This window comes from Nonomuraea maritima, from assembly GCF_900100395.1.
Taxonomy (GTDB): Bacteria; Actinomycetota; Actinomycetes; order Streptosporangiales; family Streptosporangiaceae; genus Nonomuraea; species Nonomuraea maritima.
This window is the reverse complement of sequence record NZ_FNFB01000044.1, coordinates 1-13,492: the sequence shown is the minus strand read 5'-3', so window position 1 is coordinate 13,492 and position 13,492 is coordinate 1. Positions and strand designations below refer to the sequence as shown.

14 protein-coding genes are annotated in these 13,492 nt (G+C 69.4%); 12 read left to right on the top strand and 2 right to left on the bottom strand.

The genetic code is table 11. The annotated features are described in order from the left end of the window. The first annotated feature begins 95 nt into the window (after positions 1–95). The 6 genes from BLR04_RS37065 to BLR04_RS37040 all read left to right on the top strand — a co-directional run bounded on the left by BLR04_RS37065 (position 96) and on the right by BLR04_RS37040 (position 5,297). Positions 96–1,325, top strand: coding sequence for an MFS transporter (locus tag BLR04_RS37065; protein ID WP_090773849.1), 1,230 nt, complete (start codon positions 96–98; stop codon positions 1,323–1,325). A gap of 343 nt (positions 1,326–1,668) precedes the next feature. Then, positions 1,669–1,863 (top strand): hypothetical protein, encoded by a 195-nt coding sequence (locus tag BLR04_RS37060; RefSeq protein ID WP_143022384.1) that lies wholly within the window; start codon positions 1,669–1,671, stop codon positions 1,861–1,863. Between the two features lie 3 nt (positions 1,864–1,866). After that, positions 1,867–2,991 (top strand): sensor histidine kinase, encoded by a 1,125-nt coding sequence (locus tag BLR04_RS37055; protein ID WP_090773847.1) that lies wholly within the window; start codon positions 1,867–1,869, stop codon positions 2,989–2,991. Further along, the gene (locus tag BLR04_RS37050; protein WP_090773846.1) at positions 2,988–3,623 is read left to right on the top strand and encodes a response regulator; all 636 of its coding nucleotides are present in this window, start codon (positions 2,988–2,990) and stop codon (positions 3,621–3,623) included. The genes BLR04_RS37055 and BLR04_RS37050 overlap by 4 nt, the downstream gene beginning before the upstream one ends. 149 nt (positions 3,624–3,772) lie before the next feature. Then, positions 3,773–4,402, top strand: a complete 630-nt coding sequence (locus tag BLR04_RS37045; protein ID WP_176903485.1) for a TetR/AcrR family transcriptional regulator — start codon at positions 3,773–3,775, stop codon at positions 4,400–4,402. A gap of 28 nt (positions 4,403–4,430) precedes the next feature. Next, positions 4,431–5,297, top strand: coding sequence for a TIGR03560 family F420-dependent LLM class oxidoreductase (locus tag BLR04_RS37040; RefSeq protein ID WP_090773844.1), 867 nt, complete (start codon positions 4,431–4,433; stop codon positions 5,295–5,297). A gap of 159 nt (positions 5,298–5,456) precedes the next feature. Here the strand turns inward: BLR04_RS37040 and BLR04_RS37035 are convergent, their stop codons facing one another. Together BLR04_RS37035 and BLR04_RS37030 are read right to left on the bottom strand one after the other, a co-directional pair. Next, on the bottom strand, positions 5,457–6,011 hold the full coding sequence (locus BLR04_RS37035) for a hypothetical protein (RefSeq protein ID WP_090773843.1): 555 nt from the start codon (positions 6,009–6,011) through the stop codon (positions 5,457–5,459). Positions 6,012–6,111: 100 nt separating this feature from the next. Next, complete coding sequence (locus BLR04_RS37030; RefSeq protein ID WP_090773872.1) at positions 6,112–6,639, bottom strand: P-loop nucleotide/nucleoside kinase family protein; 528 nt, start codon at positions 6,637–6,639, stop codon at positions 6,112–6,114. A gap of 285 nt (positions 6,640–6,924) precedes the next feature. Here BLR04_RS37030 and BLR04_RS37025 point away from each other — a divergent pair, with 285 nt between their 5' ends. The 6 genes from BLR04_RS37025 to BLR04_RS37000 form a co-directional block, all read left to right on the top strand. Further along, positions 6,925–7,530 carry a response regulator transcription factor gene (locus BLR04_RS37025; protein ID WP_090773842.1) on the top strand — a complete coding sequence of 202 codons (606 nt, stop codon included), beginning with the start codon at positions 6,925–6,927 and terminating at the stop codon, positions 7,528–7,530. Further along, positions 7,521–9,314: a histidine kinase gene (locus tag BLR04_RS37020; protein WP_090773841.1), complete on the top strand. Its 1,794-nt coding sequence runs from the start codon at positions 7,521–7,523 to the stop codon at positions 9,312–9,314. The genes BLR04_RS37025 and BLR04_RS37020 overlap by 10 nt, the downstream gene beginning before the upstream one ends. Before the next feature lie 79 nt (positions 9,315–9,393). Beyond that, positions 9,394–10,824, top strand: a complete 1,431-nt coding sequence (locus BLR04_RS37015; protein WP_090773840.1) for a multicopper oxidase family protein — start codon at positions 9,394–9,396, stop codon at positions 10,822–10,824. Between the two features lie 39 nt (positions 10,825–10,863). Continuing rightward, entirely contained in the window at positions 10,864–11,874 is a 1,011-nt protein-coding gene (locus BLR04_RS41105; protein ID WP_176903483.1) for a hypothetical protein, read from the top strand. 172 nt (positions 11,875–12,046) lie between these two features. Beyond that, positions 12,047–12,631, top strand: a complete 585-nt coding sequence (locus tag BLR04_RS37005) for a DUF6461 domain-containing protein (RefSeq protein WP_143022383.1) — start codon at positions 12,047–12,049, stop codon at positions 12,629–12,631. Between the two features lie 346 nt (positions 12,632–12,977). Continuing rightward, positions 12,978–13,492: RNA-guided endonuclease InsQ/TnpB family protein (locus tag BLR04_RS37000; RefSeq protein ID WP_245740966.1), on the top strand; the 515-nt coding region annotated here is incomplete at its 3' end.

The following is a 13,492-nucleotide window of genomic DNA, read 5'->3' as shown; positions in this document are numbered from 1 at the left end:
GTTCTGATGACGACACGGGTGCTGATGCGACCGCCCATGCCGTGGCGAACGCGGATGCCAGGAACCGCCAAGGACCACGAGGCCGGATCGCATCCATGTTCTCGCCTCTGGCCGCACGGGACTTTCGGCGCTACTACCTGGGGCAGACCGCTTCTTCGTTCGGCGATTCCCTGACGCCTCTCGCCATCGCCTTCGCCGTACTGCATCTCACCGGATCTCCGATCGACCTGGGAATCGTGGTGCTGAGCACCCGGTTACCGATCGTCCTGTTGACCTTGCTGGGCGGCGCGGCGGGCGACCGTTTCTCCCGCCGTACGATCATGCTGGTCACCGACCTGGTTCGATTCGGGGCTCACGGCACGACTGCGGTCCTGCTCCTGACCGGCACCGCACAGTTGTGGATGCTGGTGGTCCTGCAACTGCTCGCCGGTGTCGGATCGGCTTTCTTCAACCCGGCGGCCGTGGGGCTCGTCACGTCGCTGGTCGGCAGGGAAAGCCTGCAGGCAGCCAACTCTCTGATCTCGATCTCTCGGAGCACGGCGTCGATCCTGGCGCTCGGTGCCGCCGGAGCCCTGGTAGCCCTGGTGGGGCCGGGGTGGGCGATCCTGGTGGACGCGCTGACCTTCCTGGTGAGTGCCGCCTTCCTCCACCGGCTCCCGCGAGCGGTCGCTGCCGAGAGGCCGGGCTCCACCGGCGGGCTGCTGGCGAGCATCGGTGACGGGCTCTCGCAGGTGGGCCGGCGCACATGGCTGTGGGTGTGGATCGTCCACATCGCCGTCGGCAACGCGCTCGTGATCTCCCCCATCCTGGTACTCGGCCCGTATGTCGCCGACCAGCACCTTGGCGGAGCACCGGCGTGGTCGGCGATCGGCATCGCCTACGCCGCCGGCGGGCTGGCCGCAGGCGTCATCAGCGCTCACTGGCGGCCTGCCCGCCCCATGGTGGCCGCGCTGTTGGTGTTCCTGCTGATCGCACCGCTGCCTGCCCTGCTGGCCCTGCCCGCCTCCGTCTGGCAATTGACCATCGCAGGCATCGCCGCCGGCGCAGAGCTGGTGCTCTACAACGTCATCCAGACCACGGCCGTTCAGCGACACCTGCCCGAGGAATTCGTCGCCCGGGCGACCTCCGTCAGCATGCTGGGTGCCCTTGTGGCCGCACCCCTCGGCATGGGGCTGGCCGGACCCGCCGCCGCCTTCTTCGGCACCCGTCCCGTCCTGATCGCCGGCGCTGCGACAGCAGTTCTCATCACCGCCGTTACCCTGCTGGTACCCGCGGTATGGCGGATCCGCGACACCCCCACGTCACCGACGGCCGAGAAGCGATGAGCGGGCCGGACCACGGCCCTGCGGCGTACCCGCATGATCAGCGTTCACGATGACGAGGTCATCGCCATCACCGTCCAGGACACACTCACCGTCCTCAGCACCCAGCCAGAAACCCGCACGCCCCCGTAACCTGACGATCATCACGACTGGCGCTGCGCTTCATGGCGGACGGGAGGACGGCCGAAACAACATCGGGATGTGTGCTCACGGCTGTCTGCTCGAGGCGGGGTGTCAGGTCACCGGCCGTCTCAGCCGCCGGCGATCGGCGCTGACCGTTCTCCACCCAGCCGTCCATCTTTCGGGGGTGCCGCTCCACCCGGCGCCGTCCGTACCGTCCGGGGGCATGGACAAGCGCTCTGAACGGCCGGGCCGGCTCTGGCTCGACCTGCTGCATCGGTTCCTGGACGCCAACGGGGGAAAGATGAACGGCAAGCTGCTTCTCGCGATCGTGGTGGTGGCCCTTGTGGTGATCGTCGGCTTCGTGGCGTTCCGGCTTGTCTTGGTGGACATGATCCTGACCTTGAGGGACTCTCGGTAGGTCATGCGGGAGGTATGGGGACGCGTCGTACGGCTGCTGGCGGCCGACGACCCGGAGACCGGCCGCCTGGTCAGGCTGCTGATGAGCCTGGTGCTCGCCTGGTCGCTGGCGGTCGCCTCGCCCGATCGCGCGCCCGCGCTGGTGTGGTCGGCGCTCGGCGGATCGATGGCGTGCTGGCTGGCCTTCGTCCTGCTGGACGGCCGCTTCCCGCGCGTGGCCGTGGCCCTGCTCGGAGCGGGTTCGGCGATCGCCGCGTCGGTGTCGGGTTCGGCCGAGGCGGCGACCACGGTGTTCGTGTTCGCGCTGCTGCTGCAGTTCGCGGTGCACGTGGTCCCGAGCTTGGGGGCGATCGTCGCGGTCACCGCACTCGACGTCGGACTCATGGCCGGCAGCATGCTCGGGTGGGACCAGCCGCGCTCGGCGATCGTGATCCACGGGGCGGTCGTGCTGTGCACCGTGCTCTTCGCGTTGCACCGGCGCCAGTACCGCCGCGCGCAGCAGGACCGGGCCAGGGCGATGGCGCTCGATGAGCGGGCGCGCATCGCCAGGGAGCTCCACGACGTGCTCGCGCACTCACTCGGCGCCCTCGGAGTACAGCTGGAGGTCGCCGAGGCCATGCTCACCGAGCGCGGCGACGTCGAGGGCGCCGTGGCGCGCATCCGCAGGTCGCGGGCTCTGGCCAGGGAAGGGCTGGTGGAGGCGCGCTCGGCGGTGGCGGCCTTACGCGAGGACGTGCCGCCGCTGCCGGACGCGCTCAGTCTGCTGGTCGCCGAGCACCGCAGGGACCATGACGTTCCCGCCGAGCTGCGCGCGACCGGCACGCGGCGGCCGATCACCCCCGCGGCGGAGGTCTGCCTGCTGCGTACGGCACGTGAAGCGCTGACCAACGCCGCCAGGCATGCGCCGGGCGAGCCGGTCTCGGTCGGGCTCGGCTACGGCGACGGCGCCGTGCGGCTGGTGGTGCGCAACCCGTGTCCGGCCGTACCTTCGGGGCCGGACTCTCGCGTGACGCCGCCGTCCGGGCACGGCCTGCAGGGCATGCGGGAGCGGCTGGCGCTCGCGGGCGGGACCCTGCTCGCCGGACAGGTGGGCGACCTGTGGGAGGTACGGGCGGAGGTGCCGGAATGAGGGTGTTGGTGGTGGACGACCAGCAACTCATGCGCGAGGGACTGGTGGCGCTGCTGGACCTGGTCGACGACGTGGAGGTGGTGGGCGACGCCGGGAACGGCGAGGAGGCCCTGGGCCTGGTGGCCGAGCTGGGTCCCGACGTCGTGCTCATGGACCTGCGCATGCCCGTGCTGGACGGCGTCGAGGCCACCCGGCGAATCACTCGCGAACACCCTTCGGTGGCCGTCGTGGTGCTGACGACCTACGACGACGACCGGTCGGTGGACTCCGCCCTGCTGGCCGGGGCCTGCGGCTATCTCACCAAGGACGCCGGCAGGACCGAGATCGCCGCCGCCCTCCGCTCCGCCGCGGCGGGGCAGTCGACATTCTCGGCCGCGGTGTCCCGCCGGCTGGTCGACGCGCTGTCCCGTGCGGCGCCGCCGCCGGTCTCGGTCTGTCCCGACGGGCTGACGGTACGGGAGGTCGAGGTACTGCGGCTCGTCGCCGGAGGCCTGAGCAACGCGGAGATCGGCTCGGCTCTGTTCATCGCGGCGACGACCGTCAAGACGCACATGAACAACGCCTTCGCCAAGATCGGCGTCAGGAACCGTACGGAAGCCGCCGCGTACGCACGCGACAACCTGCTCCGGTAAGGACGGCGTCGTCGGGCGACGAAGTCCGCACGGGCGCCGGGGTGTCGATGGCAGGAGGTCCGCCTGAGCGTCCGCGTCAGCCAGACCTGGGTGCGATCCGACGGACGCTGGCGGCTGGCCGGCATCCAGTTCAGCCCGCTGGCCTCCGCGTGAGCGCCCCGGCCGCCCAGCCCTCGATCGGGCTTCGCGAGCTGAAGAAGCAGCGCACCCGCGCCGCGATCGCCGACGCGGCGCTGGTGCTGTTCCTGGCCCGCGGCTTCGACGAGGTCACGATCGCCGAGGTCGCGCGCGCGGCAGAGGTGTCCGAGGCGACCGTGTTCAACTACTTCCGTACCAAGGAAGACCTCGTCTTCAACCGGCTCGACCAGTTCTGGATTCGCCTGATCGACGCGATCGAGCACCGCCAGGACGGTCAGGGGATCGTGGCCGCCACCGAGGCGTTCCTGCTGGACCAGGAGCCGACGTCGCTGTCGTCCGAACGAGAGGAGCGGCTGGCGGCGATCAACCGCATGATCGCCGAGAGCCCTGCCCTGCTCGCCCGCGAGCGGGCCTCCTACGACCACGCCGCGATCGCGCTCGCCGAGGTGATCGCGCGTACCACCACGCTTGGCGAGGACGCGGCGACGGCGGCTCACCTGATCCTCGGCGTCCACAAGACGCTCGTCGCCTACACCCGGGAACAGGTTCTCGCCGGTACGAGCGGGCAGGCGCTCGCCCACCGCGTCGCCGCCCGTACCAGAAGCGGATACGCCCTGCTCAGGCGGGGTCTGGACGCATGAACGCCCCCGATCGGAGAGGAACGCTGGAATGAGGACGAGCATCAGCGTCACGAACTTCTCCTGGCGTGACGGCACCATGGCCGACAGGCTGAGCGAGATCGCCGAGGCCGCGGACACAGGCGGCCTGGACGCGCTCTGGGTCGCCGACCACGTGCTCCAGACCGACCCGTACGGCGCCCGCCCCGAAGAGACCGAGATGCTGGAGGCCTGCACCACCCTCGGCTACCTCGCCGCGCGCACCTCGCGCATCCGTCTGGGCACGCTGGTCAGCGCGGTCACGTTCCGTCCCCCGGCGCTGCTGGTCAAGGCCGTCACCACCCTGGACGTGATCTCCGGCGGGCGCGCACTGTTCGGCATCGGCGCCGGATACCAGGCCGAGGAAGCGGCCGCGATGGGCCTGCCGCTGCCTCCGCTGCCCGAGCGGTTCGACCGGCTGGAGGAAACGCTGCAGATCGCGCTACGGCTGTGGGCCGGCGACGCGGAGCCGTACCGGGGTACGTACTACGCCTTGGACGCCCCGGTCGGCGGCCCGCTTCCGTTGTCCCGCCCGCACCCGCCGATCCTCATCGGCGGCACCGGCGAGAAGCGGACGCTGCCGCTGGTCGCGCGCTACGCCGACGCCTGCAACGTCTTCGACCTCCCCGACGGCGGTGCGACGGCACACCACAAGCTGGCCGTGCTGCGCGACCTGTGCGAGCGGATCGGACGTCCGTACGAGGAGATCGAGAAGATCATGGCGACCCGCATCCAGCCGGGTGAGGGCGCCGCCGCGTTCGCCGACCGCTGCGCCGCGTTCACCGAGCTCGGCATCGACCACGTCGTCGTCCTCACCACCGGCCCCTGGCCCCTCGACGCCGTCGAGACCGTCACCCAGGCCGCCCGGCACCTCGCCTGACCGGTCATCGCTCGGCGGCCCGTGCGCGTCCCCGTCTTTCGTGGGCCGTACGGGCGACTGGCCCTTGGTGTACTTCTCGCCGCGCAAGCAGCACTCTCGGCCGAGCGCGGCAACCACCAGAAAGTTCTCAGGCGGCCCGGGACGCAGCCGGAGCGTTCCTCATCCGCCCCGGGTCACCGTCGCACGGGGGAGCGACTCCCGCAGAGCTTCCTCCGAGCCGACAACGGCGTTGAGCCCGCCATCGACAAGCTGCGCCACGGCATCACCGGAGACGAAAGGCTGCGATGTCTCCCCGGAGACCTTGATCAGCATCCTGGTCGGCGTGCAGAACAGGCTCACCTTGTTGCCGTAGGAGGTGCTCACCGCCGGTTCCGTCGGTCCTGAGAATCCAGTCGGCCGCTCTGGGTGTCCCTCGGACGTGGTCAGGTCGACGTGCATGCTCACATCGGTGTGGACGCTCCACTCGGAGCCGGACAGCCCGCACAGGCCGGAGGAGTGAATCCACGCGAGCATGTCGTAGGAACCGACTCTGACCTGTGCCAGCGCACGCTCGGCCTCGTCAGGCAGCTTCGGATCGTCGATCAGGCCCCTGACCTTGACCAGCGGCCACTGGGCCGCGTCTCTCAACAGCGGGTCAGCGGGTGGCGCTGAGCAGGAACCGAGGGCCAGTAACACCACAACGGCGGCCCCGGCACGCGCCAGACGATCGACCACTGCACTTCTCCGTCCAAAGCCCTGAAGTTGATCTTCACTTTACGCACTTCGGCCGAGGGCGCCGCGGCTAAGGGGGCCCTGCCGAGTCGAGCGCCATGAGTCAATCGGGCCGGTGTGAAACGGATGCGTCGAGATAGGCGATCGCCGCTGCCACGTTGTCCGCCGGCGGATCAAGCGAATCGAGCACCAGGCGCGGCTCATGCCAGGCGGCGAAGTTCACCCGCCGCGCCTCGACTGATTCCCACGTCGGCTCCACGAAATCAGGAATGTCGCGCCGGCGACCCTCAAGCCGACGCCGATGGATCGCCGGATCGGAACAGATCACCTCGATATAGCGCAGCTCGACCTGCCATCGACGAGCCAGGGCGGACCACTGCCCCCGAGCCTCAACGGCGTCGTTCACCGCGTCCACCACCACGCTCTGACCCAGCGACAGCAGCCCAGCGGCAACCGCCTCCACCACCACGTATGCCGCAAGCCCGGTCGGCTGACTGCGATCGATGCCCGCCTGCCACAGCGCTGCCTCCACCGGATCGACCGACAGGACCGGAACCGAAAGCAACCGACCCAGCTCACCTGCCAAGGCACTCTTCCCGGCACCCGGCAGCCCGCTCAGCGCGATCAACATGACCACGAGCCTGCCATGCTGCACCGACAAGATTCCCGTACGTCCCGAGAAGGCGCCAATCTCGGGGCTTCAGGGTGATCGCGAGACCATGCGCACCGTCGGCTCAGGTTGCCTATCCCTGCGACATGTATAAGGCATTTTCGTCCCCGAACGCTGCAGACGCCGGCAGTGGCTCTCCTGTGCCGGGCCGCCGATGCTTGAAAAGCTCACCGGAGCCCCGGCGTGAAGTCCTCATGACCCAGAATGAGGATTTCACGATGAAACAGGCGAAAACGGGGGCGCTGGATGATCCGGGTTCTGCTCGCCGAGGACATGCACATGGTCCGTGGCGCCCTCGTCGCGCTGCTCCAGCTCGAACCGGACATCGAGGTGGTCGCGGAGGCCGGCGCCGGCGACGAGATCGTGCCGCTGGCGCTGGAGCACGTCCCGGACGTGGCCGTGATCGACGTCGAACTGCCCGGAATCGACGGGCTCACCGCCGCGGCCGAGCTGCGCAGAAGGCTGCCCCGGTGCCGGGTTCTGATCGTGACGAGCTTCGGCCGTCCGGCGAGCGTCCGCAGGGCGTTCGCGGCGCAGGTGTCCGGGTTCGTGGTCAAGGACGCCCCGCCCGACCAGCTCGCCGACGCGATCAGGAGGGTCGCCGCGGGTGAGCGGGTGGTCGACCCGCAGCTCGCCGTGGCCGCGCTGGAGGCGGCGCAGAGCCCGCTCAAGCCGCGCGAGCTGGAGGTGCTCCGCAGGTTCGCCGACGGTGAGGACGTGGAGCAGATCGCCGGGGCCCTTTTCCTGTCGCCGGGCACCGTACGCAACTACCTCACCGCGATCGTGGCCACGCTGAACGCCCGCAACCGACTGCACGCCGTACGGATCGCCCAGGAATCCGGTTGGCTCTGAGCCCGCCCCGCCTGCTCGTCGCGTACATCTGTCTGGTCTGTCTGTTACGTGTCACCTTCCACCTGGGCGAGACCACGACAGGCCCGCTGATGCTGGCGTGCATCGTCGCGGTCGCGGCGCTCCAGCTGCCGATCTCGCTCTCGGGTGGGCGGCGCGCCGTCCTGGTGATCCCGCAGGTCGTGCTCAACTACCTGCCCCTGCTGGCCGGGGCAGGGTCCGGGGACTGGCGGGCCGGGGGCTCGGGGTTCGTCGTCGCATCTGTCCTGCTCGCGGTGGGCGGCTCGTGGGCGTGGGCGCTCGTCGCGCTGATCGTGGCCGTCGAGGCCGGCGCGGCGATCGCGCTGGACCTGCCGCCGGTGCTGGTCTACTACGCGATCGTCGCCCCGATCAACGGCGGTCTGATGCTGTACGGCCTCAGCCGCCTCGTCGACCTGGTGGACCGGGTCGGGCAGGAGCGGTCGGAGCTGGCCGCCAGGGCGGGTGAGGTCGAGCGGCTGCGGCTGTGGGGGCACGTCCACGGCCTGGTCGTGAGCAGCGTGTCGGTCGTCGAGCGGCTGGCGCGGCGCGAACGCGACCCGGAGGCGATCCGCCGGGCCGTCGCCATCGCCCGGGAGGCCCTGGAGCGGGTCCGGTCCCTGCCGGTCGCCGGAGCGGCGATCCCGGTCCCGTCCGGCGACGACGACCCGCGGGTCCTCCGGCTGGCCACCCCGATCCTCGTCGGCACGCACGCCCTGTTCATCGGGCAGTCGATCTTCAACTTCGTCGCGGACGACAGTCTCGGCCTCCGCTCGGGACACGCCGCCTACCTGGTCCTGCTGCCCGTGACCCTGGCCCTGCAGTTCTGGCACCTGGCCGCCCTGCGCGCCGGCGCCCGCCCCAGAGGGCTGGCCTGGACGCTGGCGGCCCAGGCGCTCGCCATCTACGCGCCGCTCCTGCAAGGGGACGCGTACGGGCTGGTGGTGTCGGGGTTCTTCGCCGGAGTCGTCCTGCTCTGCGTGCGGGGTCCGGTGGCGTGGCCGCTGTGCGCGGCGATCTGTGCCGTCGCCGCCATGGAAAGCTGGCCGGGCGGCCCGGCCGTGGCCGTCTACCAGCTCTGCAGCACCCTCGCCACCGCCCTGGCCGTCCACGGGATGACCCGGCTGGCCGCCCTCGTCATCGAGCTGAGGAGGACGCGGGCCGAGCTCGTCGAGGTGACGGCCCTGCGCGAACGCATCAAGGTCGGCAGGGACGTCCACGACCTGCTCGGCCGCGGCCTCACCGCGATCGTCCTGCACGCCGAGCTCGCGCTGCGCCTGCTGCGCGCCGACCCCGGCAGGGCGGCGGAACAGCTCGAACGGGTGACGGACGCGGCGCGGACCGCGCTCTCCGACGCCGCCCGGCTGGACGCGCCGGACCGTCGCCTGTCGCTGGCCGCCGAGCTCGACTCCGCCAGGGCCGTGCTGGAAGCCACGGGTGCGACCGTACGGATCGAGGCCACGCCCGTCGCCGGGCCGTCCGGGTCCGTCCTCGCGGTGGTGCTGCGCGAGTCGGTCACCAACGTGCTCCGGCACAGCACGCCGTACGAGTGCTTGATGGAGATCGCCGTCGAGGACGGGCAGATACGGCTGCGCGTGACCAACGACGGCGCCGCCGACGAGCCCGGCGAGCCCGGCACCGGGCTGTGCAACCTGCGCGCCCGCCTGGCCGCCGTCGGCGGCGAGCTCACCACCACCCGGACCGGCGACCGCTTCGAACTGCTCGCCCGCGCCCCGGTCGATCATGAGGATCTCACGCCCACGAGGTGACCTCGGCGACTGTCGTAGGAAGCGCCCGGCACCGCACAGTTGATCAGGCCATGCCGACACGACCGATCCACCGGGAACCATGAACCGTCGACAGTTCCTCACGGCCGCCGCCCTGACCGGCCTCGCCTCGGCCTGCGGCTCCACCCCTGCGACCGACCCGGCCGCCTTCCGCACCCAGCTGCGCGTACCACCCCTGCTCGAACCCTCGCGCGGCGAGGACGGGACGCTGGCCTTCGCGCTGACGATGCAGCGCGGCCGGAGTGCGCTGCTGCCGGGCGAACCAGTCGAGACCTGGGGCTTCAACGGCCCGTACCTCGGCCCGACGATCCGCGCGTCCCGCGGCGACAAGGTCCGCATGACGGTCACCAACCGGCTGGCCGAGACCAGCACCGTGCACTGGCACGGGATGCGGCTGCCCGCCGGCATGGACGGCGGCCCGCACCAGCCGATCGAGCCGGGCGCGACCTGGAGCCCGCACTGGACCGTCGACCAGCCCGCCACCACGTCCTGGTACCACCCGCACCCGCACGGAGCGACCGCCCGGCACGTCTACCGAGGGCTCGCCGGGATGTTCATCGTCGACGACGGCCCGGCGGAGCTCCCCTCGCGGTACGGGGTCGACGACATCCCGCTGATCCTGCAGGACAAGGTCCTCGACCCCGCGCCCGATCCGCTCAAGGGCACCTTCGGCATCTTGGGCGACCACATGCTGGTCAACGGGACGTACCGGGGCTTGTTGAACGTGCGGACGGAGCGGGTGCGGTTCCGGGTGCTCAACGGGTCGAACGCGCGGAGGTACCACCTGACGTTCGCCGACGGCCGCTCGTTCCACGTGGTGGGCGGCGACGCCGGGCCGCTCGCCGCCCCGGTCGAGGTGGACCGGGTGTCGCTCACGCCGGGCGAACGGGTGGAGGTGGTGGTGTCCTTCACCGGCGGTGAGCAGGTTCTGCTGCGCACGGTCTCGGGGTCGGACGACATCGACGAGGGGGACTTCGACCTGGTGAAAATCGTCGCGGCGCCGCGGCTGGCCGCCTCGCCGCCGCTGCCCGGCCGCCTCGCGGGCGCGCCGGCGCCGGTCGTGGTGCCGCCCCAAGCGACGGTACGGCGGTTCCGGCTGAACGGGCACGACGCGATCAATGGCCAGGAAATGGACATGTCGCGCATCGACGAGGTCGTGCCGGCCGGGGCCGTCGAGATCTGGGAGGTCGAGAACACCGTCTACGCCCACAACTTCCACATCCACGAGGTGGCGTTCCAGGTGCTCGACGTGGACGGGGCGAAGCCGGAGAAGTGGGCGGCCGGGCACAAGGACACGGTGTACGTGCCGCCGAAGAGCACGGTGCGGCTGGCCGTACAGTTCGGGAAGTTCACGGACCCGGGGACGCCGTACATGTACCACTGCCACCTCCTGCGGCACGAGGACTCGGGGATGATGGGGCAGTTCGTCATCGTGGAGCCCGGCACGGAGAACCAGGTCCCGCGCACGATCCCGCTCCATCACCACACGTGACGCCAGGGCCTCGTCCGTTTCCCGAATAACGTTCGGGGCGTGTCGCTGGAAAAGTCGGACGGCAGAGAAAGAAGGGGCTCACCGCCGATCCCGCACAGTCGAGTTCGCGGCGTCTCTCATTGTGGCAGCATCACTGCTCGTAGCGGGCACTTCGGCTGGACGGACAAGCGGATGAAACCACAGAGATTTATGGCTGTCCTGTTGACGTGCTCCGCGGTCGCAGGCCTTTCGTGGACAGCCTGGCCTGGCCCGTGGGGATGCTCGGAAAACTTTGACCGTACGAAATTCACTCTGATCGGGGCGGCGAGGATAACCAATCCTGCCTATCATGTCCAGAATGAAAATATGTATTCTTCCTGTCATTCGGTCCATGGCCCAATTGACAAGAGCAGAACGATCCAGGTGGCGGTGCAGCCCATTGGGTACGACGAGCGGAAGGCCTGGTTGTATCAGAACGTCTCGTTCGAGTTGCGGCTTGACGGTACGATCGTGCATCCCAAACTAGAAGAGACCTATCTGTCCACCGTCATCTCGACTCCGGACGCCTTTCGGGATGTCTCCGTGAAGGCAGTGAAGGAGCTGCTTGAAAAGGACTCCCGCGCTGACTACAGACTGCTGATCGGCTTCAAGGGGGGTATTGCGTGGGATCGCTATGTGGATCTCGTCGAGAGCAGCTCGTACGATGGCAGAACGAGTTCGTCCAACGTGGTCTTCTTCAGCCCCTTCGGGGCGGCATCAAACGCGCGGAAGGGCTTTCCCGGCAAGGTGGTGCCGATCGGCTGGGATTGGAGTAAAGAGATCAGAGAGCTGATGGGTCGAACGGGCGGTTCCGAGGGTGATCAGCTGGGTGAGTTCCGGCACTGGGTGTCCATGTTCGATCCAGACGACGATCGCGTATTACGCAGCTTCGGGCTGAATCTTGCGGATTTGAAGAAGAGGGCGGGTCAAGGGCTTGTCTATGGCTACGTCGCCCTGGGGCGCGGTACGGAACACTTGAAACTGTTGGAGAGTCCTCAAGTGTCTTGGGTGCGCGTCATCGGCCGTGGTTGAGCGAAGCGAAGTGCTCGTGCCATGAGAAATGGTGGGGAGCCCAAGAAGTTCCGGTCCGACAGCAGTGACGCCGCGCCGTCTGGATCGGGCTGAGGGGTTCCCCGGTTGGTCGCGTACGGCTCTCGGGTGAGGTTGTCGGTCCGCACTGTCATGATCGCCGGGACATCGGCTCGTGGAAGGCACGTGGATGAGCGGTGCGACGGCGGCGACCTATGAGTGGCTCTACCGGGAGTTCACCGACGACGTGGGTGACACCTGGCTCTGCGTCTGCTTCGTACGGGACGTGCCTCCCGATGAGGCTCTGCGGCGGATGAACGTGGTCCCGGGCAGCCCTTTGGAAGGAGAGGGGTTCGGTGTCGCGGCGTACCGCGCCACCGGCGGAACAGTCCTGGTCGAGTACGGATGGGGTGCCGTCGTCCACGACAGTGCCGGGCTCGTTTCCGAAGGCTCGGCAGCCGCCGCTGTCCGCGTGACGATCAAGGGAGCCGACTTCGGCCTGCACGAGAACGGCGGCTTGATCACGACCTTCAGCCTGTACAGCTATTGCTGTCGCGAGGGCACCGAGCCCGATCGCCTCGACGCCGACGTCTCGGACCTTGGGCTGCACGTCGGCGGAGACGAGCCGGGATTCGTTGACAATCCCACCTCCGCCGCACTGGCCCTCGCCGATCGCGCCACCGGCGTCCACTTCTCGCCTGCGGCCTACAAGCGCACTGCGCTGATCGGCTCGACAGGGCATCTCCATCCCTACGTGTAGGGCAGCGCAGGTCCCAGGAGCAGGGCCAGGCTGGAGCTCATGCGCGACATGTACGGCTTCATGGGCCGCGAGTTCCCCAAGCTCCTCGACCGATGGGATCGAGAGCGCAGGTAACCGCCCGGTGCGCACCTGAGTCACCCTTCAGGTGCGTGGCAGGGCCGATCCGCCATCAGATCCTCCCGAGGGGACCGTCGGCTTTGGACGACGGGTGAATCCGGAGCGGGAGGGCCGCCAAGGCCCGAGCGTGCCCTGACCTGTCAGGTTCGTGCATGACACATTTCCTTCCGGGTTTTGTCGGTGCCGGCCGATAGCGTGGCCGTCTCGTTGCCGAACGTGGGGAGTGGGTGTGCGCCGGTCGTTCACGTTCCTGTTGCGCCCCACCAGCAAGCAGGCCGCCGCGCTCACGCAGTGCCTGGAGGACCACCGGCAGTTGTACAACGCCGCGCTGGAGCACCGCCGCACCGCCTACCGCAAAGCCGGTGTCACGATCCGCTATGGCGACCAGTCGGCCGAGCTGAAGCACATCCGTGCCGACGACGCCGGCGGGCAGGGCCGGTGGTCGTTCTCGTCCCAGCAGGCCACGCTGCGCCGCCTGGACAAGGCGTTCCGCGCGTTCTTCGACCGCGTCAGGACGGGTCGGACGCCTGGCTTCCCGCGTTTCAAGGGCCGGGGCTGGTTCGACACGGTGGAGTGGCCGAAGGACGGCGACGGCTGCCGGTGGGACTCCCAGCGCGAGCACCCCACGGCGTCCTACGTCCGGTTGCAGGGCATCGGGCACGTCCGGGTGCATCAGCACCGGCCGGTCAAGGGCCGGGTGAAGACGATCAGCGTGAAGCGGGAAGGCAGCCGCTGGTACGTGGT

Coding starts and splice junctions, on each gene's coding strand:
- BLR04_RS37065 (WP_090773849.1), top strand. CDS start 96: ATGTTCTCGCCTCTGGCCGCACGGGACTTTCGGCGCTACTACCTGGGG.
- BLR04_RS37060 (WP_143022384.1), top strand. CDS start 1,669: ATGGACAAGCGCTCTGAACGGCCGGGCCGGCTCTGGCTCGACCTGCTG.
- BLR04_RS37055 (WP_090773847.1), top strand. CDS start 1,867: ATGCGGGAGGTATGGGGACGCGTCGTACGGCTGCTGGCGGCCGACGAC.
- BLR04_RS37050 (WP_090773846.1), top strand. CDS start 2,988: ATGAGGGTGTTGGTGGTGGACGACCAGCAACTCATGCGCGAGGGACTG.
- BLR04_RS37040 (WP_090773844.1), top strand. CDS start 4,431: ATGAGGACGAGCATCAGCGTCACGAACTTCTCCTGGCGTGACGGCACC.
- BLR04_RS37030 (WP_090773872.1), bottom strand. CDS start 6,639: ATGTTGATCGCGCTGAGCGGGCTGCCGGGTGCCGGGAAGAGTGCCTTG.
- BLR04_RS37025 (WP_090773842.1), top strand. CDS start 6,925: ATGATCCGGGTTCTGCTCGCCGAGGACATGCACATGGTCCGTGGCGCC.
- BLR04_RS37015 (WP_090773840.1), top strand. CDS start 9,394: ATGAACCGTCGACAGTTCCTCACGGCCGCCGCCCTGACCGGCCTCGCC.